This is a genomic window from Rhizobacter sp. SG703 (genome assembly GCF_012275445.1).
Lineage (GTDB): Bacteria > Pseudomonadota > Gammaproteobacteria > Burkholderiales > Burkholderiaceae_C > Rhizobacter.
In genome coordinates this window covers 229,270-255,853 of sequence record NZ_JAAZQK010000005.1, presented here as the reverse complement: position 1 = coordinate 255,853, position 26,584 = coordinate 229,270, and the positions used below count along the sequence as shown (strand labels likewise).

Below are 26,584 nucleotides of genomic sequence, written 5' to 3'. Positions count from 1 at the left end.
GGCCCCGCAACAGCGGGGCCGATCCATCCAGCGGCCGCCGTGGAACCGGCTTGGCCGGGCCACTGGCGGCGCCCCCTTGAGGGGGAGGCGCGAAGCGCCTCGGGGGTGGGTGTTATCTCGCGACGATCACCTGCGCCTCCGTGCCCGCCTCGCGGCGCAGCATCACCAGGAAGCCGGTCTGCGACGGCGAGGCCGTCGCGCCGCCCACCGGGGTCAGCGTGTCCACGCGCTGGATGCGCAGGCTGCGCACGATGCCGCTGCTGTCGCCGTTGACCGCGTAGCGCGGCTTGGCCGGCGTGAAGGTCATCTTGTCGAACGCATCGGTCACGTTGCCGGTGTAGTAGTTGTCGGCAGCGCTCGCGGTGAAGTCGAACTGCTGGTCCGGCGTCAGGCCCAGTGCCGCGAGCGGCACCGTCATGATCATGTTGGCCGAGTTGAAGTCCGCATCCGCGTAGTAGTAGGCGCCTCCCACGCCGGTCGCCAGGTTCACCACGTTGATCAGGTTGATGCCGGTGCTGCCGAACGCGCCCTGCTCCTGGTTGTAGACCGCGAAGTCCGGCACGCCGTCGCGGTCGACGTCGATGTCGACCTCGAAACCGGCCGGGTAGTTGGCCGTCGCACGCCGCCCGAAGGTGCTCAGCGCGAACTGCAGCGCCCCGGCGTCGGCCACGTAGCGCACGCCGATCGCGCGCATGTCGATGAACGCGAAGTTGTCGCCCGGCTTCGGCAGCTCGGCCGGATCGGCCTTCTTGCTGGTGCCGGTGAGCGCGAAGATGTCGAACTCGCTGTCGGCCGCGCCGACGTTGCCCATCAGGATGATGCCGCCCGGCCAGTTCGGACGCACCGCCGCCACCGCGATCGTCTGCGCCGCCTTGCGCGGCAGGATGTGCCACGGCACGCTCAGCAGCTCGGTGCCGGCGCTCAGCGTCAGGTAGCCGTCGACCTCCGGGGCGTCGAGCAGCTCGCCGCTGCCGCCCTGCGCGCCGCTGTCCAGCGTCCACTCCGGCAGCTTCGCCGGGTTCACGCGCAGCTTCACGGTGATCGTCTGGCGGCCGCCCGCCGCGACCTTTACCGAGCTCGGCGCCGAGATCGTCACCGCGCCGCCAGCCTGGTCGTCAGCGAAGCGGAAGGCGCTCTTGATCGCGAAGGTCTTCGCGGTGTTGCCGAAGTTCTCGACCACCAGCTTCTTCTCGTACTCGGACGGGGCCGAGACTTCCTGTGCGCCGAACGACAGCGCCGCCGACAGCGAGGTCGGTTCGTAGGCGATGGCGTTCAGCGCCAGCGCCTTGTTGACCCTCACCTCGCCCGCGCCGATGCGTGTGATCGGCGCCAGCACGCCCGGCAGCAGCGCCGGGTTGGTGTAGACCGCCGTGTTGGCGCTGTTCATCAGCATCGACTTGATCTGCAGCGGCGTGCGGTTCGGGTACTTGCCGATCAGGATGGCCGCCGAGCCGGCGATCATCGGGGTCGCGCCCGAGGTGCCGCCGAACGCTTCTTCACCCGTGGCGCTGCCGGCCACCGCCGACACCGACGCGCCGGGCGCGCCGATCTCGGGCTTGATGGTCTGGTAGCTGATGCTCGGGCCGCGCGCCGAGGTGCTGGCCATGCTGCCGACCAGCGCGACCTTGGTGCCGTCGCTGACCGTCACGTTGACCGGCGCCGCGAGGTTGGCCTTGATCTTGTTCGACGTCGCCTGCGTGATCACCAGCGTCGGCACGAAGTGGGTGCCGCCGCCGTTGCTGAACGACACCGCGTCGCCGGGGGCGACGAGGCCGAGCAGCACGCCGGTGGCACCGGCCGCGCCGGCCGCATCCACCTTCAGGCTGATCGAGCAGGCGCCGCGGTCGATCAGCGCGACCTTGCCGGCCGGGTTGGCCAGCAGCGCTTCGCCCGGGCAGGCGGTGCCGACGAAGACGACGTCGCCGCTGAAGCCGCCGGCGATCGGCGCCCAGTCGACCGTCGCGGTGTTGCCGTAGGTGCCGGCGATCGAGGCCGGCGAGTTGATCTTCAGGCCGAAGGCCACGGCACTCGGCACCTGCGTCTGCGCGACGCTGATGGCCCCCGGGGCGATCGACGGCGAGCTGACGATGTAGGGCCGGTTGCCGGCATTGCCGGCCGCCACCACCGCGACGACGCCGGCATCGACCAGCGTCGAGATGGCCTCGGTCGAGTCGTCGATCACCTGGCCGTAGTCGGAGCCGAGCGACAGGTTGACCACGTCGACGGCGTCGGAGGTGTCGCCGTCGCCGTTCGGGTCGAGCGCCCAGTCGAGGCCCTTCAGGATGGCCACGCCGTTGCAGCTGGTCGCCACCGCGCTGCACACCCGCACCGCGAGCAGTTTCGCGCCGGGGGCGACGCCCTTGTGGGTGCCGTCCAGGCTTTTGCCGCCGATGATGTCGGCGACGTGCGTGCCATGGCCCTGGAAGTCGATCGGGTTCGGGTCTTCGGTGCGCGGGCCGTTCGGCCACACGTCGCCGACGAAGTCGAAGCCGCCGACGACCTTGGCGGTCGGGAACACGCTCGGGTCGATGGTGGTGTTGCGCGCGTCGCTCGGGTCGGTGCCGTAGGCCTTCAGGTAGGCCTCCGGCGTGCCGGCGCCACCAAGGTTGCGGTGCGTGTAGTCGATGCCCGAATCGAGCACCGCTACGCGCACGCCGGTGCCATCGGCGCCTGCCTGCTGCGCCGCGGTCGCGCCGATGTACGGCACCGTCTCGCTCAGGCTCATCTCGTAGTGGTTGACACGGCGCACCTTGGCGACACCCGGCAGCGCGGCGATGGCCTTCAGCTGCGACGCGTCGACGCGCACCGCGATGGCGTTGTGCGCCATGTGGACGCGGCCGAGCTCGCGGGCGCCGAGCGTGCTCAGGCGCGACTGCAGCGCGTCCTGGTGCGACAGCACCGACTTGCGGTGCGCGGCCAGCGCTTCGCGCGTGGCCTGCGGGGCTTCGCGCAGCGTCTTCACGCTCAGCGTGCGTTCGGTGGTCGACGCGGCGATCGCGAGCTGCGCCGCGGCAGCGGCCACCGGCGCGTCGTCGAGCGTCACCCACACATCGACCGCACCGGTCGCCTTCGACAGGCGCGCATCGAGCACGTCGGCACGGCCGCCCGGCAGTGCGATCTGCTGCACGGTGCGCACCGGGGCATCGGCGAGCGGGGCATCCGCGGCGGACGCGGCATCGGGCGCGCCGTCGCTGCCACTGCTGCCTCCGCCGCCGCAGGCGGTCAGGGCGAGCGCGGCTGCGAGGGCCAGCCCGGCTTTCCAGGAAATTCGGATCGACACGAGACACTCCTTGTGGGGCACGTCCACCCGATCCGTCGGACTGCTTGCAGCCAGACCGGGACAGCGCCGCTCACGGGTGCGTGACGCGGCGCTGTGCGTGGGGTTGATGGGAAGCTGCATGCTCGGTGGCGCAGCTTCGGTGTGTCAAGGCGTGACAAAGCATGCCCCCTATCCCTAGGGGGAGCGGAAAACCCTGGGTCGTCGGACCACGGTCGCGGCAGGCCGCGGCGCTGCCGTCTCGATTGCAGCGGCGCGACCGCCCCGGGTATGCTCGCGCGGATGAAGACCCTCCTCCGCTGGCTCCTGCTGGCCGCCGCGCTGCTGCTGGTGGCCCACCTCTACCCTGGTGTCACGGTGACCAGCTTCGGCTCGGCGATGCTGGCCGCGCTGGTGCTGGGCCTGCTGAACGCGCTGCTGCGGCCGATCCTGGTGCTGCTGACGCTGCCGGTCACGGTGCTGACGCTCGGGCTGTTCCTGTTCGTGATCAACGCGCTGATGTTCTATTTCGCGGCGCAGCTGCTCAGCGGCCTCGCGGTCGCCGGCTTCTTCGCCGCGCTGATCGGGTCGTTGATCTACAGCTTGTGCGGGGTGGTGATCGATACCGCTCTGGAGGCGGTGTTCTCGTCAAAGGCGGGGTGAGACGATTGGTCCTCAGTCTCCGGCGCGAACCACCGCGTCTGGTTGAAAGTCCATCAGATCACTTCGCGCTGCTGCAAGCAAAGCGCAGAAGTGGGCCGACTGCCCTTGTTGGCTGTATTCCCACAGCAGTTCGGCTCGCTCCGTCAGCACCGACTCAAGTCCGCTCACCATGTGCAGGCCGATAGAAATCGAGTTCCCTTGAACGTAGAGTGCGAGCCTGTAGACGTTGCGATAAGCAACCACGGTGTCGCCGTCGATTCGACACATGTCTTCGACTGCCTTGAGCTCGCCAGGGACACCGGCATCGGTCAAGGTGGGCTCGCTGTAGTGGAAGCCTTCCGGCAACTGCAAGCCGAACGGCCGCTTGCTGGAGCCGGAATCCCGCTTCACCAGATTGGCGAACACCGTCTGCTCTTCTGCCGGAACTGCGGACTTTCGCCGATCACTGGGATTGCCGCCCTCGCGCCGACGGGTAGGCTGAATTTCCTTCTTCAGCGTTCGGACGCCCTCAGCGAGGCGTGAGCCTGCATTTCTTGCGGTTTTGCGTACGCTGCTTGCAGCATCTTCCGCCCCTTGAGCGACCACACCGCCCGCATCTACCACCTGACGAGCGGCCCCGTGGGTCACTCTCTTCGCGTGGCGGCCCAAGTCACGTCCGGCCTTCTTGGCAAAGCGGGCGTACTTGTCGAGGCGGATCACATCACGACAGGCCTTGTCGGCAAATTCGACATATGCGCCCAGCGCACTCTTCGCTTGGCGTCCCACATCACGGCCAGCCTTCTTGGCGAAGCTGGTGTACTTGTGCAGGTGGAACCCCTCCGCGTGGCGGATGACGTCACGACAGGCCTCGTCAGCAATGCCGACGTAGTCGTCCAGCGCCCCCCTTGCTTGGTCCCGAGCCTTGTTCACTTTGAGAACCACCGCGTTGGCGATCTGGAGAGTCTTGTTCGCCACCGCACCGGCGATCTGGTCAGCGTTGCTCTTGTGATAAACCAGCCCTTGCGCTTCGTGCCAAGCACGTGCGCTCACTTTTTGACCATTGGAGAAGTACTCCGGTGCCTTGTTCAGCCCATTCAGGACCTTGGTGGCTGAGTGAAGAACTTTGCGGGGTGATGGCAACGACATACGCCTGACCTTGAAAAGGGATGGAACTTCGGAGAGATCCGTGTGGTGTGCGTTGAAGGTGACGCACAACACGCATCCTCTCTGCCCGCCTTGAGTAACAAGGCAACCCCGATCAGTTCCCGTCCCGTCGCTGCCGTTTGTCAGGTCGTTCGCATCCCTGTCACCCCATCCGCCTTGAACATCGCCTTGATCCCCCGCACCGCCTGCCGGATCCGGGCCTCGTTCTCGATCAGCGCGAAGCGCACATGGTCATCCCCGTGGTCGCCGAAGCCGATGCCGGGCGACACCGAGACCTTCGCCTTCGCGAGCATCTGCTTGGCGAACTCCAGCGAGCCTAGCGCGCGGTACGGTTCGGGAATGCGGGCCCAGATGTACATCGAGGCCTTCGGCGTCTCGACCCTCCAGCCGGCCTCGTGCAGGCCCTTCACCAGCACGTCGCGGCGGCGCTGGTACTGCGCGGCGATGTCCTTCACGCACTGCTGATCGCCTTCCAGCGCGGCGATCGCCGCCACCTGCAGCGGCGTGAAGGTGCCGTAGTCGTGGTACGCCTTGATGCGTGCCAGCGCCGCCACCAGGTCGCGGTTGCCGACCATGAAGCCGACGCGCCAGCCGGCCATGTTGTAGCTCTTCGACAGCGTGAAGAACTCGACCGCGATGTCCTTCGCGCCCGGCACCTGCATGATCGACGGCGCCTTCCAGCCGTCGAACACGATGTCAGCGTACGCCAGGTCGTGCACGACGAAGATGTCGTGCTTGCGCGCGAGCGCGACCACCCGCTCGAAGAAATCGAGCTCGACGCACTGCGCCGTCGGGTTGCTCGGGAAGCCGAGCACCATCATCTTCGGCTTCGGGTAGCTGCCGCGGATCGCACGCTCCAGCTCGGCGAAGAAGTCGACGCCCGGCACCAGCGGCACCGAGCGGATGTCGGCCCCGGCGATCACCGCGCCGTAGATGTGGATCGGGTAGCTCGGGTCGGGCACCAGCACGGTGTCGCCGCGGTCCAGCGTCGCGAGCATCAGGTGCGACAAGCCTTCCTTCGAGCCGATCGTCACGATCGCCTCGCTGTCGGGATCGATCGCGACGCCGTAGCGGTCCTGGTACCAGTGCGAGATCGCGCGGCGCAGCCGCGGGATGCCCTTCGACGTCGAGTAGCCGTGGGTGTCGGGCCGCTGCGCCACCTCGGCCAGCTTCGCGACGATGTGCGGCGGCGTGGGCCCGTCGGGGTTGCCCATGCTCATGTCGACGATGTCTTCGCCGCGCCGGCGTGCGGCGGCGCGCAGCTCGGCGGTGATGTTGAAGACGTAGGGGGGAAGGCGGTCGATGCGCGCGAAACGGCGCTGGCCTGCGGAAGAGGACATGGAGGAGACTTTCACGTGAGCGCCCGGAACCGTCCGAGCGACGTGAGCCGCGCATGAGGCGCGGCCCGGGCAGGATGGTAGCGGAGGTTTTGGGCGGGCAGGCGTTTCGACAGGCTCAACGCGAACGGGTCTTCGGCTTGCTGCGCACATCCGCACCCCGCACCTCGAAGCGCACCGCCTGCAGCAGCGCGCCATCGCGCGCCACCAGCTTCAGCTCGTGCCGCCCCGGCCACGGCGCCCAGTGCAGGCGCTCGCCCTGGCCGAGCGCCTTGCCGTCCATCCACCAGGTGCCGCCCTCGCCTTCCAGCACGATGCGCTGCGCGGCGGGCGGCATGTCGGGATCGATCGCGAAGATGCTGCCCTCGCGCGGGCTCGCAATGCCGAAGCGCTGCGTGCCGCGCACCTGCGCGCTCGCGCTCCAGCGCGGTTGCTCGGTGCCGGCGATGAACACCTCGTCGCGCGCCGCTTCGCGCTGGTCGTCGAAGCGGATCGGCATCGTCACGACGCCCGCCGGCGCCATCGGCCGCTTCGACGGTGCGCCGTCGTGCAGCTGGCGCACCAGCGCCTGCCACACCGGTGCCGCGCCGCTGACGCCGCTCACGTCGTGCATCGCCTCGCCGCTTGCGTTGCCGACCCACACGCCGACGGTGTAGCGGTCGGTGAAGCCGACGCACCAGTTGTCGCGCATGTCCTTGCTGGTGCCGGTCTTCACCGCGGCGAAGCCCTTCGTGACCAGACTGCTGTCCAGCCCGAAGGTGCGCGCACGCGCCGCGTTGTCGGCCAGGATGTCGGTGACGAGCCAGCTCGCGGCCGCGCCCTGAACGCGCTTCGGTGCCGCGGCCGCGCCGCGCAGCGCCGGCGGCGAGAACAGGCCGCCGTTGGCCAGCGCGCGGTACGCATTCGTCAGCGCCAGCAGGCTCACGTCGGCGCTGCCGAGCGCCAGCGAATGGCCGTAGAAGCCGCCGGTCTCCGGCAGCGCCAGGCCCAGCGCGTTGAGCCGCTCGACCAGCGCATCGGGCCCGAGCATCGCGCCGACGCGCACCGCCGGCACGTTCAGGCTCGCGCCGAGCGCGGTGCGCGCGCTGACCCAGCCCTTGAACGCATGGTCATAGTTCTGCGGCAGGTACAGGCCGTTGGTGGTCGCCAGTTGCGCCGGCGAGTCGTCGAGCAGGCTGGCCGGCGTGATCAGCCGGCGCTCGAAGGCCAGCCCGTAGACGAAGGGCTTCAGCGTCGAGCCCGGCTGGCGGCGCGCCAGCACACCGTCGACCTGGGCGGCATCGGAGTAGCTGCCGCTGGAGCCGACCCACGCCCGCACCTCGCCGCTCGCGTTGTCGAGCACGACGATCGCGCCGTCTTCGACGTTGCGACCCGACAGCTCGGCCAGCTGCCGCCGCAGCGTGTTGACGGCGAAGCGCTGCAGCCGCGCGTCGAGCGTCGTGCGCTGCACGCTCGCTTGCGCCTGCGCATCGCCCGCCACCACCTGGCGCGCGAAGTGCGGCGCGAGCTGCTCGCCCAGCGGCATGCCGCCCTGGCGCAGCAGCGCGGTCTGCGCCAGCGCGGTGACGCCCTTGCAATCGAGCTTCTGCAGTTGCAACACGCCGCAGGCCCGCTGCGCGACGACCGCCGGCGTCGCGTTCGGCCCGCGCAGCAGCGCCGCCGCGATCGCCGACTCGTCGACGTCGAGCCCGCCCGGGTGCTTGCCGAACAGCGTCTGCGACAGCGCATCGATGCCGACCACCTCGCCGCGGAACGGAACCCGGTTCAGGTAGGCCTCGAGGATCTCGCTCTTCTTCCAGCGTGCATCGAGCCGCGTCGCGGTGACGGCCTGGCCGAGCTTCTGCCCGACGCTGCGCCCGCCGACCGGCCGCGCGAGGTCGTCGTCGAGCAGGCCGGCCAGCTGCATCGTCAGCGTCGACGCGCCGCGCGTGCGGGTGTTCCACACGTTGGCCCAGGCGCTCTTTGCGACCGCGCCCCAGTCGACGCCGCTGTGCTCGTAGAAGCGCCGGTCCTCGCTGAGCACGATGGCCTGCAGTAGCGCCGGCGAGATCTGCTGCAGCGGCACCCAGGCCAGCCGGCGCGCGCTCCGGTCGACGCGAACCGTCTGCAGCGGCGTGCCGTCGCGCGCCAGCAGCGTCACGTCGGACGGTTTCCACGCCGCCCTCACGTCGCCGAAACTCGGCAGCGCCTGCGCCGCGGCTGCCGCGCACAGCAGCAGGCCGGCGCAGGCGGCACGTTTCATGGCGCGACCTCGATCGCCGCGTTCGGCAGCTCGCCGAAGCTCTCCGGCGCGTACATCGCCTCGACGCGGGTCGGCGGCAGCGCGAAGCGGCCGGGGTTGTTCAGCCGCACGGTGTACTCGATCACGTGCTTGCCGCGCGGCAGGTAGTCGTAGTAGCTGCGGAAGGCCTCGAAGCTGCGCTCCTCGTAGACCGGCCAGCTTCCCTGGCGCTTCTCGCCTTGCGTCGCAATCGCGCTGTCCCGACCGAGGCCCGAGCCGAGCAGCGTCGCGCCGCCCGGCACCGGGTCGCTGACCACCACCCAGGTCATGTCCGACTGCGCATCGACCTCGACCCGCACCCGCAGCACGTCGCCGCGCGACCACTTCGACTTGTCCTTCTGCTCGACCGCGGTGACGGTGCGCGCGAGGCTGTAGCCGGCGCGGATCGGCTCCTTCAGCGGGATCGCCGCGAGGCTCTGCACCGTCAGCCACGGCTTGCCGCTGCCCTCCTGCGCGACGCCGAGCGTGCCGGCCTTGTCGGGCCACGGCAGCGTCACGACGCCGCCATCCACCGACTTGCCCCAGTCGATCGCGGCCGGCGCGCCGCCGGTGCTCGCGACCGTGCGGCCGGCGACCTTGGCCGATTCGAACTTCGCCGAGAACTTGTCGAGCGCCAGCGAGCCCCACAGGTTGGCGGTGGTCGTCAGCCAGGCGCCGCCGCGCTGGCGGCCCAGGCTGCCGACCACCATGCGCGGCAGGTCGTCGCGCCACGCCGGGTCGTCGAGCACCGCGAGGATCAGCCGCGCCGCGTTCGCATCGGCGCTGTCCATCAGCCACCACCAGAAGTCGTCGCCCTCGTTGCTGAAGCGCAGCGTGGTGCCGGCATAGGTGAGCCGGCCGCGCAGGATCTGCTGCGCCTCGTCGAGCCGCTTCGCCTGTTCCGGCACCCCTTGCATGCGGCGCAGGATGTTGAGCCAGTCGATCACCGCGGCGGTCGGCCACTGGTTCGGCGTGATGTTGACCGAGCCCAGCATCTTCGGTTGCGCCCGGCCGTAGCGGGACAGCGCCTCGATGGCCGCGAGCTTGCGCACATCCAGGTCGGCGCGCGGCGACCAGAACTTGCGCTCGATGCGGCCTTCGACGAAGGCGGTCAACCCGTCGAGCATGCTGTCGCGCGCGGTGGGCGGCAGCTCGAAGCCGGCCTCGTGGGTCGCCGCCAGCACGTAGGCGGTGAGCCGGTCGCTGCCGCGCGCGCCGTCTTCGGCGCGCGGCGGGAAGTAGCTCGCGAGCCCGTCGCTGTCCAGGTAGGTCGGCAGCGCGTTCGCGACGCCGGCCCACAGCTTCGCGTCTTTCAGGCCGACCGACTTCGAGGTCTTCTGCTCCAGGCAGATGAACGGGTAGGTCTCGAAGTAGCGGCGGATGCCGGGCAGCGCACCGGTCAGCTTCGGCTGCACGCCGACGTTCAGGCCGCCGCGCTTGATGCCGGTCCCGGGCAGCGCATCGGCCGGCGCCGCCACCGGCAGCGTGAAGGGCCCATCGAGCTGCGACAGCGTCGCCTGCAGCACGCGCACCGGCACCGCGGCGCTGACGAGCTGCGTCAGCTTCAGCTTGTCCTTCGCCCGGTCCTTCGCCTGGTCGCTGCCGGCCAGTTCTTCGGCACCGGCCTCCCACGCGATGCTGAACACCTCGGCCGGCACGTCGACCGGCCACACCAGCTCCTTCGCGCCACCGGCCGGCAGCACCACGTCCTGCGGCGGCAGCTCGATCGGCGTGCGCACGATGTCGCGGCCCTGCTCGCCGCCGCTGTTCGCGCTGCCGGCGAGCGTCGCCCGCACCTTCATCTCGTGCGTGGTGGTGTTGCGCAGCGTCAGCATCGCGCTGAAGCGGTCGCCGTCGCGCACCAGCGGCGGCAGGCCGGACAGCACCTGCAGGTCCTGCGTGACGCGAATGCTGGTGCTGCCGCTGCCGAACTGCTGCAGCCCGGCATCGGCCACCGCCACCAGCCGGAAGCTGGTCAGCGAATCGTTCAGCGGCACGTCGACCACCGCCTCGCCGTTGGCGTCCAGCGCCACCTGCGCCTTCCACAGCAGCAGCGTGTCGAACAGCTCGCGCGTCGCGTTCTTGCCGCCGCCGCCGCCGGCGGCCACCGCCTTGCGGCCGTAGTGGCGCCGGCCGATGATCTCGCTCTGCCCGGTGGCGGTCTCGACGCCGAGCGCGCGCGGCTTCAGCATCGCGCCGAGCAGGTCCCACGAATCGTTCGGCCGCAGCGCCAGCAGGCCTTCGTCGACCGCGGCGAACGCCACCTCGGTGTTCGCGATCGGCTTGCCGTCGTGCAGCACCTTGATGCGCGCCTTCGCGGTCTGGCGCACCGCGTACTGCGGCTTGTCGGCCGTCACGCTGACCTGCAGCCGGTGCGCCTGCAGCCCCACTTTCAGCGCCGCGATGCCGAGCTTGAAGGCCGGCTTCGACAGGTCGACCATCGCGGTCGGCGCCTGGTATTCGCGGCCCTCGTACCAGAACGAGCGCGCCCAGTTCAGCGGCTCCTTCCAGCCCCAGGTGAAGAACGAATACCACGGCACCTCGCGGATGCGCCCGCGCAGCACCAGCACGTCGACGTACACGTTCGGGCCCCACGACGGCTCGATCTTCAGCTCGACCGTCGGGTCGTCGCCGCGCAACGTGACGACGCGCGTCGCGATGATGCCTTCGCGCTCGACGCTGACCAGCGCGGTCGCCTCGCGGAACGGCATGCGCACCTGCAGCCGCGCGGTCTCGCCCGGCTCGTAGCTCTTCTTCTCGGGCAGCACGTCGATGCGGTCGTCGTTGTCCTGCGCGAACCACAGCTCGCCCTGCTTCGTGACCCACACGCTGGACGCCGATTCGGCGACGTTGCCGGCCTGGTCGCTCGCCTTCGCGATCAGCTCGACCTGGCCGGCGGACTCGAGCGCGGCATCGCACAGCAGCAGGCCGCGGTCGTCGGTATTGCCGCTGCACACCGTGCCGAGCTCCTTGACCTCGGTGCGGTTGTCGTAGGCGTAGAAGCCGCCGACCATGCGCTTGCGCGTGCTGATGACCTGCGACAGCCGGCCGCGCACCTCGACGGCCTGGCCCTTGACCGGCTTGCCGGCGGTGTCGAGCGCCAGCACCTGCAGCTTGACCTTGCCGCGCGCGCTGGCCCACGAGCCGGTCTTCACGCCCAGCACCACCGCGCTCGGCCACAGCGCGACGGTGGTCGACGCGGTCTGCACCTCGCCGTTCGGGTCGTTGAAGGTGAGCTCGGTGACGAGCTCGCTCGGTCGCTTGATCGGCGGCAGGTCCTTCACGGTGACGCTGGCCGCGCCGTCGCGGTCGGTCGTCAGCGGCAGCTTGTCGGCCACCACCTTGCCGCTCGCCTCGGGTGCACCGTCGTCGCCGTCGTCGCTGCGCGCGGCCTGCTTCGGGTCGCGCGGCGGCTCGAAGCTGAATTCGTCGTAACCCGCGAAGCCGCTCGCGCGGCCGCGCAGCAGCGCGGTCAGGCGCGCCGGGGCCTGCGCCATCCCGCCGCCGGCGAAGTAGTTCAGCTGCACGCCGATCGGCAGCTCCTTCGGCGCGACCGGCACCTCCTTCGGCCCGCTGACCCGCGCATCGACCAGCGGCAGCCGGAACTCCTCGACGCGGAAGCTGCCGGCCGACCAGCTGCTGCGCTGCCGGTCGTCGCCGTTGCCCTCGCGCTCCAGCGTCACGTCGTACGCGCCGAGCTTGGCCGCCGGCGGGATGTTCCAGCTCGACACCGCGCTGCGCGTGCCGTTCCAGCTGAGCGGCAACACGACCTCCTGCCCGCTGCCCTGGTGCACGATCTTCAGCCGCGTCGGCAACCGCTCGGCCGGCAATGCGGCCAGCCCGCTGCGGGTCTCGCGGCGCAGGAAGTGCTTCATCGACACCGTCTCGCCGGCGCGCAGCAGCGTGCGGTCGAACACCGTGTGCGCCTGCACGTCGGGCTGCGCGTCGTTGCTGGTCGGGAAGCTGAAGCGCCAGGTCTCGATGCCCTTCTGCCAGCTGCTGAAGACGAAGGCGGTGTCGGTCAGGCCCTTCGGCGTCGGCTTGCGCGCGGTGACGAAGAAGCCGGTGTCGGCCGGGCATTCGTCGGCCCGCTCGAGCGGCTGCTCGATGCGCGCGAGGCCGCTCGCATCGGTGCGGCCGGCCCACAGCCGGTGGCCGCGGCAGTCGTTGACCGCGATGTCGGCGTCGACGACCGGCTGGCCGCGGTCGAGCGTGGTCACCCAGACCACGCTGTTCTCGCGGCCGAGCTTGAAGTGCACGCCGAGGTTGGTGACCAGCACGCCGGCGCGCACGTACATCGGCGCCTTCTTGTCGAGCAGCGCTTCGCCGAGGCGGCGCGATTCGATCTCGACCACGTGGTAGCCGGGGTCGGCGATCGGGATGCCGACCACCTCGAACGGTCGCGGGTCGCCGCCATTCAACTGCGGCAGGTCCATGCGCTTCGCATCGGCCGCGCCGTTCAGCAGCGACAGCTCGCGGGTCTCGACGAGACGCTCGCGCCGTACCTCCTTGCTGCGGCCCTTGCCATCGACGACTCGCTCGACCTCGTAGTGCTGTGCGGCCGGCAGCCCGGCCTCCTTCGCGGTCAGGCGGCTCTCGTGCCAGCGCGCGACGCGGGCGTACCACTGCAGGATGTCGGCATCGGTGCGCAGCGTCTTGATGCGCACCGCGCCGCCGCCGGCAGCCGTCCGCAGGTCGCCCTGCACGTGGCGCAGCGTGACCGGCAGCATCGCGTCGGCATTCAGCTCGACGACGCCGAACGGCGCGGCCGCGAACTTCGCGATCGGCGGCGCATCGCCGGTCGCGACCTTCAGCGGGAAGTTCGCGGCATTTGCCAAGGCACGGCCCGAGCCGTCCTTCAGGTTGCGCGGCAGCTCGATCGTGAACGCGCTGCGCTCGGGCAGCGGTGTCGGAAAGCGCAGGGTGTCGAGTTCGGTCGACTTGTCGTCGGCATCGAACGCCGGCACGATCGCCTGGCCCGAGGCGGGTTGCAGGCGGACCGCCGCGGCCAGTTCGCGCGACAGCGGCGACGAGAAGCGCAGCGTCATCGGCCGGATCGGCAGGCACGGCGCGTCGGCGCGTTCGCGCTCGCAGCTGAACTCGGCTGTGAACGCCGGGCGCACCCGGAAGTTGAAGCGCTGCTCGGTGCGCGTGACGATCTTCGGGTTGACCTGGGCCGCGATGCCGGCGCCCCAGACCAGGCGCAGCACGCTGTCGGGCGGCAGCGGGCGCTGGCAGGTCAGCACGACGATGCGCTCGGCCTGCTTGTCGAGCTGGCGGGCCTTGATCACCTCGTCGCGGACCGCGCCACCGACCACGCGCACCGGCATGCGTTCGCCGATGCCTTCGACCTCGCAGGCCGCATGCGCCGCGACCGTGGCCTCGACCGCCGGGCCGGTCAGCCGCAGCACGAAGTGCTGGTCTTCCTCGATGGAATTGCCGGCGTAGGGCAGCGTCGATTCGACGGCCGGGCCGCCGGTGCTGACGCTGTAGTCGGTCGCGCCGGTCAGCGCGCCGTTCAGCGGCTTCCAGTCGGGCTTCGCCTTCAGCGTGCAGCGCGTGCCGGGCGGCAGCGCCTCGCGGAAGTCGTACAGCCAGACGCGGTCGTTGGCCCAGCGACCCGTCCCGGCACGCGCCGGGCCATCGCAGGCCACCGCCATCGGGTCGGGCAGCCGCAGGTCGCCGAACGGCACCACCGCCTCGGAGAACTTCACTGTGAGCTGGCGGACCTGCGCGACCTCGCCCTGCGGGCTGACCGACGTGATGCTGGCGGCCGTGGCCGGAATCGCCGATGCCGCGAGCAGCGCGAACGTGGCGGCGCCGATGGCCCGGGCGGTGAATCGTGGCATGCCGTCTCCTCCAGAAGTGCCGGGAGGATAAGGCACGCGGGCGCCGGTTCCGGCGGTCTGCTGCCGCGCTTGCGACGCTCTTGCGTCGCTCGTCAGCCTTCCTGCCGGCGCTCCTCTTCCATCTGCCGGCGACGCTGGCCTTCGAGGTCGCGCAGCCGCGCATCGATGATCGACGCGTCGATGAAATCGACCTTGCCGCCCGGCGAGCGGGCCAGCCGCTGGCCGGCGCGCAGCCGGTCGACGGCGCCGGTCAGGTCGCCGACGGCGTAGTGCGATTCGGCATCGGCGCGCAGCGAGCGCAGCTGCAGGCCGAGCTGTTCCCAGGTGCGGCTGAGCTGCTGCCATGCGAGCGCATCGGTCGGGTGCAGCGTGGTCCAGGTCTGCAGGTCGTCGGCGCTGCGCTTGACGGCCGGGTCGGCCTTCGGCGAGGCCAGCGCCACCTGCGCCTGCAGCAGCAGCACCGCGCGCGACGGCGTCGCACCGGCGTCGAGGTAGGGCTTCAGCACCTGGCCGGCGCGCGGGCCGTCGCCGCGTTCGGCCAGCGACTGCGCCTGCAGCATCACGACCTCGCGCTCGGCGGTGGCGTCGCTGCGCGGGCTGCCGCGCACCACGCCGAGCGCGACCTGCAGCGCGGCATCGGCGCGCGCCCAGTCGTGCAGCAGCGTCGACGCCAGCGCGCTGGCATAGGCGGCGTTCAGCCGTTCGCCGACGCTGGCGGTGGCCGCGACCTGGTCTTGCGACTGCCAGCGCCGCAGCGCGTCGGTGCGGGTGTCCATCAACACGCGGGCGCGGGCCTGCGCCGCGACGTGGGCCAGCACGCTGACCGGCGGCACCGGCGCGGCGGTGCCCAGGCGCTGGCGGGCGTCGCCGATGCGCTCGGTGGTGATCGGGTGGGTGCGCAGGTAAGGGAAGCCGCCGCTGTCGTTCAGGTGCGAGGCCTGGTCGAGCTTCTCGAACATCGCGGCCATGCCGCCGGGCGCGAAGCCGGCGCCAGTCAGCACGTTGAAGCCGACGCGGTCGGCCTCGCGCTCCATGTCGCGCGAGAAGTTCAGCTGGCCCTGCACCGACGCCGCCTGGGCGCCGGTGAAGATCGCATTCGCGCCGTCGACGCGCGTGCTGCGCGTCGCGGCGATCACGCCGAGGATCATGCCGGCCAGTCCGATCAGCGACTGGCGCCGGCTGTTGACCATGCCGCGCGCGATGTGGCGCTGCGTGACGTGCGACATCTCGTGCGCGAGCACCGACGCGAGCTCGTCGCGGGTGGCCGTCATCGCGATCAGTCCCAGGTGCACGCCGACGTAGCCGCCGGGCAGCGCGAACGCGTTGACGGTCTTGTCGCGCACCAGGAAGGGTTCCCACGCGAAGCGCTGGTCGATCTCGCCGCCGATGTTGCCCTGGGCGCGCGAGGCCGCGACCAGCGGCTGCCACAGCGACTGCAGGTATTCGAGCAGCACCGGGTCGTCGAGGTAGTCGGGGTCCTGCCGGATGGCCCGCATGATCTGGTCGCCGATGCGGCGCTCGGTGCCGACGCTCAGGTCGTCGGACACCGAATCGCCGAGGGCGGGCAGCGCGTTCTGCGCGGCCGGTGCCGGCTCGGGGGCCGAGGCCGCGCCCTGCGGCTGCGCCTGCGCCCAGCCGCTGCTGCCGAGCAAGGCCAGCGCGCAGAGCGACGCGGTGAAGCGGGCGGCCAGGGTCGGACGGGTGGGTGGGATCGAGCGTGTCATCCGGTGGGGCACGAAGCTGGAACGGGACCGGTCGCTATGATGCCAGCGCCACGTTGCCCGGATGTTTCCTTCCATGTCCAAGCCCCTTCCCCCAGTGCAGTCCTTGCCTGCGAACCCGCTGACCCACTTCGATGCGCAGGGGCAGGCGCACATGGTCGACGTGTCGGCCAAGGCCGAGACGCACCGCATCGCGCGCGCCGCCGGCGTCATCCGCATGCTGCCGGCCACGCTGGCACTGATTCAGGGCGGCACCGCGAAGAAGGGCGACGTGATCGGCATCGCGCGCATCGCGGCGATCCAGGCCAGCAAGCGCACCGCCGAGCTGATCCCGCTGTGCCATCCGCTGCCGATCACGAAGGTCGCGGTCGATTTCGAGATCGACGCCGCGCAGAACCTGGTGCGCTGCACCGCGCAGGTCGAGACGCTCGGCCGCACCGGCGTCGAGATGGAGGCGCTGACCGCGGTGCAGGTCGGGCTGCTGACGGTCTACGACATGTGCAAAGCGGTCGACCGAGGGATGGTGATGGGGGAGATCCGGGTGCTGGAGAAGAGCGGGGGGAAGTCGGGGGATTGGGTGGCGGCTACCTGAAGTCCTCGTAATCGAGAGGGCGGCTCGGCGCCAGGCACTGGAACGGCAAGGCCTCACCGGGCGCCGGACGATGGTCGCAGACTGCGAAGAATCCTTCGTTCTGGGGATTCCTGAACTCCTTCAGGCGCTGTGCCACGTAGCGGGCACGGTCGGTGTCGCCGCTTTGTTCCAGCGCGGTCGCCCACGACTGCATCAGGCGCGCATCGAGCAGGTAGTGCGGTGCACGCCGATAGGCTTCGAGCGCGTCGGACGCAGGCTCCGTCGTCGTCGCGGCCGCGTAGTCGGCATGGTGGGCGAAGAATAGGCTGCGCTGCCCGTCGCGGATGCGATCCGGCAACGAGGCCGTACTGTCCCCCGGCGAGAAGATCCTCACGACGCTTAAGTAATCTCCGATGGCGACACAGGTGCCGGCTATCAGCAGGGCCGAGACGACGCCGAGCCAGACGCCCTGCGGCCAAGACGACGGCTCTTTCACGCCAGGCGCCGGCTCGTCTGGGCCGCCAACCAAGGAGAGCCCCCACATGAAGGCAGTCGGCAGCAGAAAGTAGGCGTACCACAGCGGGTATTCCAGCTCGCTGTGCACGGCCATCGTGAGAACCATCATGAAGGCACAACGCACCATCCCCGAAGACGGGGTGTCGGCCAACGCATTGCTGAACGAGCGCCACAGCGCCCATAGCAGCAATGCCAGCACGAACAGGCCCACCGGAATCCCCAGCTCGACCAGCAGCTGAAGCGGCAGGTTGTGCGTGTGGTCGAAGAAGGCCACCGGGCGACCGGGAAACGGCGTCAGGCTCCAGGCGAAGTTGAACTCGCCCCAGCCGACGCCGGTCCAGGGATTCTGGGCAATCAGGGAGAGCGTGTTGTTCCAGATGGCGAAGCGCGAGCTGGACAGGTCTGCATGGTTGAGTTGCGCCTCGCCGCCGAACACATGGGAGCTGTGGTGAGCCCAGACGTCCATGCCCACCCACATGCCCACGTAGGCGATCGGGGAGAGGCCGAGCAGCAACCGTGCACGGCGCGACAGCCCCCGGTCGAATACCCCCCACACCGAGAGGAAAAGCGTGCACAGGGCGCCGGTGCGAGACCCGGTGAGCACGACGCCCAACAAGGCGATGACCGCGAAGACGATCAAGCCAGCGCGTGCGGCCTGTGTCAGGCGCTGCGAGAAGCGTTCATGGAGCCAGACGCCAGCGATTAGCGAAAACAGCAGCAAGGTGCTGAGGTGGTTGGGTTGGCGCAAGTTCCCGCCGATGCGCCCGGGCGTCGCCGCGATCGCGATCCAGGCGCCGTCGGCCCACCGCGGCGCAAAGTACTGGACGAATCCCACCACGAGGCTGAGCAGGCCTGCCGCGACCAGTGCGATGCACGTGGCGCGAAAGGCGGCTTCCGCCTTCTCGGACCGCCGCAAGGCCGTCGCGACCGACACGACCCAGCCTGCGGCGAACAGCACGGCGAACGCCGAGGCGGCGAGCGGCCACGGCAACCCGCGCAGTACAGCCGTCGCCAGCACAGCCACACCCATGACCAGCAACGCGCCGGACAAGGCGCCGCCATCGCGCCACCGCAGCGAGCCGGGCGCCAGCTGACAGCAGAAAGCGGCCGTGAATCCGCCCCAGCCCAGCAGCGCGACGGCTTGGTTGAGGAAGGTGGCCGATGGAGGAACATTGAACGCCAGCAGCGCCGGAACCGCGATGGCGATGCAGGCGAGCGGCAGCAGCAAGGCCTCGTACCAGGAGCGCTGCATCAGAAGAAGCCGTCCAGCGGCAGGTGGCCGACGATCCGCGCGTCGGGTTGCGCGATCAACGCGACCCAGCTGGCACGGCGGGACACCAGCGGCAGGAAGCGCAGATCGTCCGGATTCACGTTGGCGCGGGCAGCGACATTGGCCAGTGCTTTCGCGGCTTCTGGGTAGTGCGCGGCAAGAACGGCAGCAGGCCGCGAGACGCGCAGCACGTCGGCACGCATCTCGTCGTACGGTGTCCAGTACGCGGGAACCATCGAAAGGTCGACGCCGCCCAGCCCCAGCGTCATCGCGCGAAAGGCTTCGTCGCCGGCGGTCGGTTTGCGGGCCGCGATCAGCCTCGGCCCCGTCCATGACAGGGTACGCAGCCCCTCGGGCGCTTCGGGCAGCTTCGCCGCTTCGATCTCGACTGCCGTCACCACCCGCAGCCGGTCGACCTCGAAAGCCGCGATCACCGGGCGGGCGATCGCGATCGTATGGATGCCGTAGGCGAACGCGGCAACCTGCAGGCAGGCGATCACCGCGATGTCGCGCAGCAATTCCTTGCTCGGCTTCGCGGCATTCGCCACGACCGCCGTCAGCACCGGTCCGAGCACCAGATCCACCGACATCAGCAAGACGAACAAGCCTGTGCCGCCGGTGAGTGCGCCGTAGGGCGATGGGTACCAGACGACGAACACCAGCAAGCTGGCCAGCACGGCCACGCAGGCGCTGACGAGAACGTGGATGGCAGTGGCACGAACGCGGCGGGGCAGCGAAGAGAAAGACTTCATGCTCGGGGGATGTCAGGGAGGAAGTGTTGTCTCGAACTCCAGCAGCGCCGGCGACCTCTCGATGCCTTTCTCATGCAGGGCTCGCTTGACTTGCAGGTACCACGCACGGCCATGGATATGCAGAATGCTGTTGAAGACTTCGCGTGCATCGTCCTGGCGCCCGTTCAGGGCAAGCGCCTCGGCATAGCGAGCCAGCGCGGGCGCGTAAGGATAGCGCGTGATCAGGCGAGACATGTCGGCAAGCTGTTCCTGGCTCATGCCGGCGCGGGGCTCCTGCCGCGTGAAACTCACGTAGGCCCCGATGCTCGAGAGAAACGGCGCATCTGGCGTCAGTTGCGTCGCACGCAGGCTGCCGACGCGCGCGCTCTCGAAGCGGAAGAGCCGGAAGTCCTCCTCGACCTCCCGGTAGTTCCACGCGATGCCGACGGTCAGCACAGCCGCCGCCAGTGCGGGCGGCCACGCCCATCGGGCAGGCCATTCGCTGCGCGAGGACAGCCCCTGTTCAATCTGGCCCATCCAGAGCCCGGCGGGGACTAGGAAGTAGGCGTAGTGGTGGGGCAGCTCAAGCATCGCATGCACGAAAAGCACGGCGATCGCCAGCAATCCCGCGCCTGATTCGGGGGTGGCGACACGGCGCCAGCGGGTCCGGATCCACCACAGCACGGCAACGCTCAGCAGCGTGCCGAGCGGAATGCCGCACCAGACGAACAATTCGATGAACAGATTGTGCCCATGCAACCACAGTTCTTCGACCGCCGGGTGCCGGTTCGCAACCTTGAAATGGGCAGCGCCGACCTGCAGCCAGCCGTAGCCTGCCCAGGGGGATTGCCCGACCGCGTCGAGCAGCATCGGCCAGATCTGCAGCCGCGGCGTCGCCGCTGCTCGCGTGCCCAGTGCCTCCACACCGGTGAGGAACAGCGCTTTCTGGGCGACCGGCCATGCCCACAACAGCACGGCCTCGCACACGCTGGCAGCAATGACAGCGCTCGTCGGGATGCGGGGACGTGCAGCGGCCGGCATGCACCACAGCACCACCATGATGGCCAGCCCAAACAGCAAGGTGGTGCGGGATTGCGTCACCGCCATGGCACCGAGCAACAGCAGCGCAGCGGCCACGGCGCTGACGGCAGATAGCTGCCGCTGATCGCGCAACAACAGCACGCTGACCACGCCCAGGCCGAGCAGTGTCGCAAGATTGTTGGGTTGCGCCAGGTTGGCATAGGCGCGCATGCCCGGGATGGGATCCAGCACCCAGAGGGCCGGCACATCGAGCAGCAACGCCTGAGAGAAAGCCAGCGCTGCCGAGACCAGGGCCGCGGCGAGGATCGTGGTGGCCAGCGTTCGGGCGGATTCGCGCGCATTGACCGCCGCCCAGACCCGGCCCACGCCGATGGCCATCGCGAAGCTCAGCACGTAGAGCATCGCCACCCAGGCATCGCCGGAATACAGCACGAGACCTACCGCCCACTGCGCCAGGGGAACCAGGGCCACCGCACTGACCGCCCAGAACGGCGCGGGCAGTGTCGCTCGCCACCATCGTCGTACCAATGAGAACGCCAGCAGCCAGAGCGCCAGCATGGCGCAGGCCTCGTTGTAGAACGACAGCCACGGCAGGTAGTGGTTCGGGACGAGCCACGCCATGCCCAGGCAAACCATGGCCAGCAGTTCGATCATGTGTGCGGGCGATTCAAACCGGGAGACATACGGCAAAAGGGCGGCCGAAGCCGCCCTTTTTGGATTCAGGTCGAAGTATCGCCTGATCAGTTACCGCGGCACGAGCCCGGCAGGAACTTGGGAGCGATGGTCGTGCCCGTACCACCGCAAACCCACTTGCCGATCGACTCGCCGGCGGCGATGGCGGTGCCATCAGCCTTCTGCGGGATCAGCGTCACAATGCCGCCAACAGCCGGGGGATTCGCGTTCGAGTTCTTGATGTTCTGGCTGGTGACGGTGATGACACCGGTCGTGCCAGCGGTCGAGATCTTCGCAACGTACTGCGACGAAGGGGTGCTCGCTTCACAGCCGTAGGCATCAACCGTGGTCGGCAGCGAGGTCGTCGACTGAACGACTTCAGTGATCGTGGTGCGGCAAGCCGACGCAGCCAGGATGACTTCCGAGTTCTTGGCACGGATGGTGTAGTCCTGATAAGCCGGCAGTGCGACGGCAGCCAGGATACCGATGATCGCAACGACGATCATCAGTTCGATGAGGGTGAAACCTTGTTGAACGCGCTTCATGTAGAGCTCCTGAGATGGGAACGGGTGGGACACGCCAAACAAGATGCAGTCCTCGTGCCAAGCTCAATCCCTAGGTTTGATGTGATTTTCGCCCTCAGTTCTGACACGGGCGGTCACCGCCTGCACCTATCGCCTACTGCCCGGGTTCTGGATTGACGAAAAGCGTCACTCCGAAGTTGTCAGCGATTTGGCGAAATCAGTGTCAGATGATTCAGGTCAACTCGATCATCAGACCCGCCTGCAACGCGGTGATGCGGTGCGGCGTGACCAGGTTGGCAACTTCCTTCATCACCGACGCCACCTCGCCTGGCTTGATGTGCGTGATGTGAACGTCGACCATGCCTTTGAGCGAGGCCAGTTCATCCCCGAGCGCGGTCGGGCACAGGTGCCGACTGATGCGAGCGAGCTGTCGCTCGTCGTCGCTGAAGGCGGTCTCGATCACCAGGTGCGCCACCTTCAGCTGCGCCAGCCGCTCCCACAGCAACGGGTTCGGCCCGGTGTCACCGGTGTAGATCCACCACCCATCGGCGCCCTTCAACCCGAAGCCGACGGCCGGCACCGTGTGCGCCGCGCTCAGGACCTCGAAGGTCTTGCCGCCCAGCATCAATTGCTGACCGACCTCGAACTGCCGCAGTTGCATCACCGGCTGCTCGCGGCTCGGCAACCGCGTGAAGTCGGGCCAGATCACGCCATTGAAGATGTGCTGGCGCAGCGCTTCCAGCGTCTGCGGCAACGCGTGCACCTGGATCGCCGGCCGGCCGGCAGCCATGCGCCGGCGCATCACGCTGTCGGCCAGCAGCCCGATCGACAGGATGTGGTCGAGGTGCGAGTGGCTGATCAGGATGTGATCGATGCCCGTCAGCTCGTCGAGCGACAGGTCGCCCACGCCGGTGCCCGCATCGACGAGCACATCGTGATCGACCAGGAAGGCGGTGGTCCGGCTGCCTGCGGCAATGGCCCCGGAGCACCCGAGGACGCGGATTTTCATGGCGGTGGCAGGAGGCGCGCGACTCAGGCACGCCAGCAGGACAGAACGCTGAATGCTGACCGCGACCGCCCGGTGATGCAAGGTGCGAAGCCGCAATCGGGCCCACCTTGAACACCTCGATACCCGGCATTCGCGATCGACGTGAATTGCTTCACGCCGGCCGGGCTACAGAGAACTCAGCCGACGCCGAGCCGCCTCAAGCGGCTGAGCGCCCCCGCGGAGGGCAGGAGCGAGGCGACGTGGGGGCAGCCAGGTCCTCAGGCCTGCACGAATTGCATCTGCGTTCCGGCGAGTTCGATCACGTCGCCGTTCTTCAGCGGCAGCGTGTCGCTGGCCAGCGGGTTGCCGTTGATGGTCGGGCGCGTGGCGCCTTCGACGTGGGCAAACACATAACCGCCCGGGCGCTTCGTGATCGACGCGACCTGTACGCCGGGCTTGCCGACGGTCGTGACCACCTTGGTGAGCGCGACCTCGCGGCCGGCGGCAGCACCGTTCAGCACCTTGATGGTCGCCGGGTTCGACGAGGCGCCCAGCCCGCCGAAGCCGGAAGCCGGCGCCAGCGTCTGCGCGAAGCCCTGGGCCGAAGGCACCGGCGCGGCGCCGGGCTTCAGGATCATCGTCTTCTCGTAGTCGGTGCCGTCCTCGACCAGGTACTTGATCTTGTACTTGCCGATCTCAACGGTGTCGTTGTGCGCCAGCAGCTGCTTCTTGACGGCCTTGCCGTTGATGTAGGTACCGTTGGTGCTGTTCAGGTCTTCGATGAACACATCGGAGCCAACCATCTGGAGCACCGCATGCTCACCGCTGACGGCCAGGTTGTCGATCACGATGTCGTTGTAGGGCCGCCGGCCAAGGGTCGTCTTGTCCTTGGTGATCTGCACTTCCTTGATCACGACCCCGTCGAGCGATACGACCAACTTGCCCATGCTTGACCTCTAGTCTCTCTTGTATGTCTGGGCTCCGAACCAGGACCCCGTGCAATGTGCTGGCAATTTCAGCGCCGGCAAACTTCAACGCCCGAACGCTTCAACGCCTGAACGGCCACCAGGACCGCGGCGCGATGCTCTGGCCCCGTACCCGAACCAGGACCACCGCGATATTATCCTTTCCACCCGCATCATTGGCCGCGTCGATCAGCGCCGCCCCTGCCTCGTCGAGCGAGTCGTGTGCCTGCAACACCTGGCCGATGCTTTCATCGTCCAGCATGTCAGACAGCCCGTCGGAGCAGAGTAAGTAGATGTCTCCGGGCATCAGGTCGTGCAGATGGGTCTCCAGCAGCACGGTGTCTTCGACGCCGACCGCGCGCGTCACCAGGTTCTTGTTGGCGGAGAAGGCAGCCTGTTCCGGCGTGATCAGCCCGGAATCGATCTGTTCCTGCAGCAGCGAATGGTCGTGCGTGATCTGCTGCAGGCGCCCGGCGCGAAAGCGGTAGCCGCGCGAATCGCCGACGTGGCCCATCAGCAGCCGGCCGTCGCGGAACGCGCCGACCACCAGCGTCGTGCCCATGCCGGCGTACTGCGGGTTCGAATTGGCCGCGTTGAAGATCGCGCGGTTCGCGTTGTCGACGCAGATGTCCATCGCACGGCGCACGTCGGTGTCGGACGCATTGCCCGACGCCTCCTGCAGCCAGCGGCCCAATTCGGTCTTGATGAACGAGGTGGCCATGCCGCTGGCGACCTCGCCGGCGTTGTAGCCACCCATGCCGTCGGCCAGCACGACCAGCGCCGACGCCTCGTGGACGGCGACCGAATCCTCATTGTTGTTGCGCGCTCGGCCGGTGTCCGTGGCACTGAAGAATTCAAGCGACATGGCGGTGGCGGACACGGGCAGAGTCATCGAACCTTCAAACCGAGGGGGTCAGGAATTGTGCCTTGGATCGGCACGCTCGAACTTCACGGTCTCCGTGAATCCGCTGGAATCGGGGGGTGGCGATCCTACGGCCGGCGGCGGCAGCAGCGCGGCGGCGTCCATCAACGACGCGATCTGCCGCAGGTCGGACGCCATCTGGCGGCCGTCGGCGTAGCGCACCTCGGGCCGCTTCTCGACCGCGAGCGTCACCACGTCGGCCAGCATTTCTGGCAACTCGGGGCGCAACGTGCGCACGTCGGGCGCCGGTTCGTTGGCGATCTGGTGCATCAGCGTGGCCATCGATTCCGAGCGGTGCGGCAGCAGCCCGGTCAGCAGCTGGAACAGCATCACGCCGAGCGAATACAGGTCGCTGCGCCCGTCGACGCGCAGGCCGGCCATCTGCTCGGGCGACATGAACGACGGCGTCCCGAGGACCATGCCGGTGCGCGTGCGGCTCGAATCGGAGATCCGCGCGATGCCGAAGTCGGTGACCTTCACCAGGTCGCGCGACAGGTCGACCATCACGTTGGCCGGCTTGATGTCGCGGTGCACCACGCCCTGGCTGTGCGCATAGGCGAGCGCCTCGGCCACGCGCGCGACGACACGCAACACCTGCGGCACCGGCAGCAGCCGCCCGGGCTGGCTGTGGCGCAGAAGGTCTTCGCCCTTCAGGTATTCCATCGCGATGTAGGCGAGTTCCTGATCTTCGCCGGCGTCGTAGATCGTCACGATGTCGGGATGCTGCAGCCGGCCCGCCGTTTCGGCCTCGCGGAAGAAGCGGCGCCGCGCCTCTTCCAGCTCGTCGCCGGCGAACTCCTGGCTCAACGCCATCGTCTTGATCGCGACCAGGCGGCCGATCTTGCTGTCGCGGCCGAGGTAGACCGCGCCCATCGCACCGCGACCCAGCTCGCGCTCGACGCGATAGCGGCCGAGCATGCGACCTTCGGCGCCCTGGCGGGTCGATGTCGCCGAGGGATCGGACGCGGGCAGTGCGGGGGGTTCAGGATCCGGCGGCGCACGGCGCCCCGCCAGCCCACGTTCGAATCCGAGGTGCCCGGTGACGAGCGCCGCCACCGGCAGCAGCCACGGCACCCACACGGCCGCCGACAGCAGGCCCCATGCGATCAGGACCTGGACGACCGCCAGCGCGCCGCTGGCAATGCGCCCCCGGCCGGCATCGAGCCGCGGCAGCACCAGCAACACGTGCGCGAGCACCGCGGCGAGCAGCAAGGCGACGGCGGCCGCCGTCGACGCGGCGTTGAAGGAGGGATCGGGGGGAACGAGGCCGCCGCTGAACATGGAGCGGGCACCATATCACAGGCGCCACCGGCGAACGGGCTCACGCCGGCGCTGGCTCCAGGCGGCGCGGGCCCGCCGCCGTCATTCGGCTGCGCTGCCCTTCGCCGCCTTGCCGCGCTTCTGCAGCCACAGCCCGACGACCACCACCAGCACCGCGCAGATGCCGCCGACGATGAAGTCGGCTTCCGGCACGTTGGCATGGAACCAGTCGCGGCTGAACGGGTCGCTGACGAACATCTCGCCGGCCAGGAAGCCCAGCAGCGCGGCACCCAGCGTGATGATGATCGGGAAGCGGTCCATGATCTTCATCAGCAGCGTGCTGCCGGCGATGATCAGCGGGATCGACAGCGCCAGGCCGACGATCAGCAGCGGCAGCCGCGCGCCCTCGGGCGCCCGGTCGGCGGCACCGGCGACCGCCAGCACGTTGTCGACGCTCATCACCAGGTCGGCGACCAGGATGGTGCGGATCGCCGCCCCGATGGTGCCGTGCGACTTGACCTCGCCGTCGTCCTCCGAGTCGACGAGCAGCTGCACGCCGATCCACAGCAGCAGCACGCCGCCGATGACCTTCAGGTAGGGCAGCTGCAGCAGCTGCACCGCGACGATGGTCAGCACGATCCGCATCACGATCGCGGCGGCACTGCCCCAGAAGATGGCTTTCTTCTGCTGCTCCTGCGGCAGCGAACGGGCGGCCATCGCGATGACCACCGCGTTGTCGCCCGACAGCAGGATGTTGGCGGCGATGATGGCGCCGAAGGCGCCCCACAGGGCTCCTGACGTGAAGTCCATGGGTGTGGATCCTCCTGGTTGTTGTGTTCGACGATTGCGGAAACCGAGGCCGGCATTGTCTGCCGGCCGGCCGGTGCCCGGCTTC

The 26,584-nt window shown here is 69.1% G+C and carries 17 protein-coding genes; 2 read left to right on the top strand and 15 right to left on the bottom strand.

Annotated features, from left to right (window positions below; genetic code table 11):
• Window positions 1-112: 112 nt before the first annotated feature.
• A complete protein-coding gene (locus FHT26_RS11820; protein WP_168560330.1) occupies window positions 113-3,280 on the bottom strand; it encodes a DUF8811 domain-containing protein in 3,168 nt (1,055 codons plus the stop codon).
• A 279-nt stretch (window positions 3,281-3,559) separates the two neighbouring features.
• Here FHT26_RS11820 and FHT26_RS11815 point away from each other — a divergent pair, with 279 nt between their 5' ends.
• Window positions 3,560-3,919 (top strand): phage holin family protein, encoded by a 360-nt coding sequence (locus tag FHT26_RS11815; protein WP_168560329.1) that lies wholly within the window; start codon window positions 3,560-3,562, stop codon window positions 3,917-3,919.
• Window positions 3,920-3,931: 12 nt separating this feature from the next.
• Here the strand turns inward: FHT26_RS11815 and FHT26_RS11810 are convergent, their stop codons facing one another.
• The 5 genes from FHT26_RS11810 to FHT26_RS11790 form a co-directional block, all read right to left on the bottom strand.
• On the bottom strand, window positions 3,932-5,113 hold the full coding sequence (locus FHT26_RS11810) for a hypothetical protein (RefSeq protein ID WP_168560328.1): 1,182 nt from the start codon (window positions 5,111-5,113) through the stop codon (window positions 3,932-3,934).
• A 71-nt stretch (window positions 5,114-5,184) separates the two neighbouring features.
• A complete protein-coding gene (gene alaC, locus FHT26_RS11805; protein ID WP_168560327.1) occupies window positions 5,185-6,402 on the bottom strand; it encodes an alanine transaminase in 1,218 nt (405 codons plus the stop codon).
• A 115-nt stretch (window positions 6,403-6,517) separates the two neighbouring features.
• Window positions 6,518-8,641: a penicillin-binding protein 1C gene (gene pbpC, locus FHT26_RS11800; RefSeq protein WP_168560326.1), complete on the bottom strand. Its 2,124-nt coding sequence runs from the start codon at window positions 8,639-8,641 to the stop codon at window positions 6,518-6,520.
• Window positions 8,638-14,508, bottom strand: coding sequence for an alpha-2-macroglobulin family protein (locus FHT26_RS11795; RefSeq protein WP_168560325.1), 5,871 nt, complete (start codon window positions 14,506-14,508; stop codon window positions 8,638-8,640). Before FHT26_RS11795 ends, pbpC begins: the two co-directional genes overlap by 4 nt.
• A 92-nt stretch (window positions 14,509-14,600) precedes the next feature.
• On the bottom strand, window positions 14,601-16,232 hold the full coding sequence (locus tag FHT26_RS11790) for a M48 family metalloprotease (protein WP_168560324.1): 1,632 nt from the start codon (window positions 16,230-16,232) through the stop codon (window positions 14,601-14,603).
• A 73-nt stretch (window positions 16,233-16,305) separates the two neighbouring features.
• On the opposite strand from FHT26_RS11790, the gene moaC reads away from it, so the two are divergent.
• The gene (moaC, locus tag FHT26_RS11785) at window positions 16,306-16,821 is read left to right on the top strand and encodes a cyclic pyranopterin monophosphate synthase MoaC (RefSeq protein WP_168560323.1); all 516 of its coding nucleotides are present in this window, start codon (window positions 16,306-16,308) and stop codon (window positions 16,819-16,821) included.
• Here moaC and FHT26_RS11780 read toward each other — a convergent pair.
• The 9 genes from FHT26_RS11780 to FHT26_RS11740 form a co-directional block, all read right to left on the bottom strand.
• Window positions 16,814-18,568 carry a PglL family O-oligosaccharyltransferase gene (locus FHT26_RS11780; protein WP_168560322.1) on the bottom strand — a complete coding sequence of 585 codons (1,755 nt, stop codon included), beginning with the start codon at window positions 18,566-18,568 and terminating at the stop codon, window positions 16,814-16,816. The genes moaC and FHT26_RS11780 overlap by 8 nt on opposite strands.
• A complete protein-coding gene (gene tfpZ, locus FHT26_RS11775) occupies window positions 18,568-19,338 on the bottom strand; it encodes a TfpX/TfpZ family type IV pilin accessory protein (protein WP_168560321.1) in 771 nt (256 codons plus the stop codon). Before tfpZ ends, FHT26_RS11780 begins: the two co-directional genes overlap by 1 nt.
• Before the next feature lie 12 nt (window positions 19,339-19,350).
• A complete protein-coding gene (locus tag FHT26_RS11770) occupies window positions 19,351-21,012 on the bottom strand; it encodes a PglL family O-oligosaccharyltransferase (RefSeq protein WP_168560320.1) in 1,662 nt (553 codons plus the stop codon).
• Window positions 21,013-21,098: 86 nt separating this feature from the next.
• Window positions 21,099-21,575 (bottom strand): pilin, encoded by a 477-nt coding sequence (locus FHT26_RS11765; RefSeq protein WP_168560319.1) that lies wholly within the window; start codon window positions 21,573-21,575, stop codon window positions 21,099-21,101.
• A gap of 211 nt (window positions 21,576-21,786) precedes the next feature.
• Window positions 21,787-22,563 carry an MBL fold metallo-hydrolase gene (locus FHT26_RS11760; protein WP_168560318.1) on the bottom strand — a complete coding sequence of 259 codons (777 nt, stop codon included), beginning with the start codon at window positions 22,561-22,563 and terminating at the stop codon, window positions 21,787-21,789.
• A 257-nt stretch (window positions 22,564-22,820) separates the two neighbouring features.
• Entirely contained in the window at window positions 22,821-23,489 is a 669-nt protein-coding gene (locus FHT26_RS11755) for an FHA domain-containing protein (RefSeq protein ID WP_056812758.1), read from the bottom strand.
• A gap of 100 nt (window positions 23,490-23,589) precedes the next feature.
• On the bottom strand, window positions 23,590-24,372 hold the full coding sequence (locus FHT26_RS11750; protein WP_047501166.1) for a Stp1/IreP family PP2C-type Ser/Thr phosphatase: 783 nt from the start codon (window positions 24,370-24,372) through the stop codon (window positions 23,590-23,592).
• Between the two features lie 48 nt (window positions 24,373-24,420).
• Window positions 24,421-25,710 carry a protein kinase domain-containing protein gene (locus FHT26_RS30490; RefSeq protein ID WP_168560317.1) on the bottom strand — a complete coding sequence of 430 codons (1,290 nt, stop codon included), beginning with the start codon at window positions 25,708-25,710 and terminating at the stop codon, window positions 24,421-24,423.
• Between the two features lie 81 nt (window positions 25,711-25,791).
• Window positions 25,792-26,499, bottom strand: a complete 708-nt coding sequence (locus FHT26_RS11740; RefSeq protein ID WP_168560316.1) for a TerC family protein — start codon at window positions 26,497-26,499, stop codon at window positions 25,792-25,794.
• Window positions 26,500-26,584 lie beyond the last annotated feature (85 nt).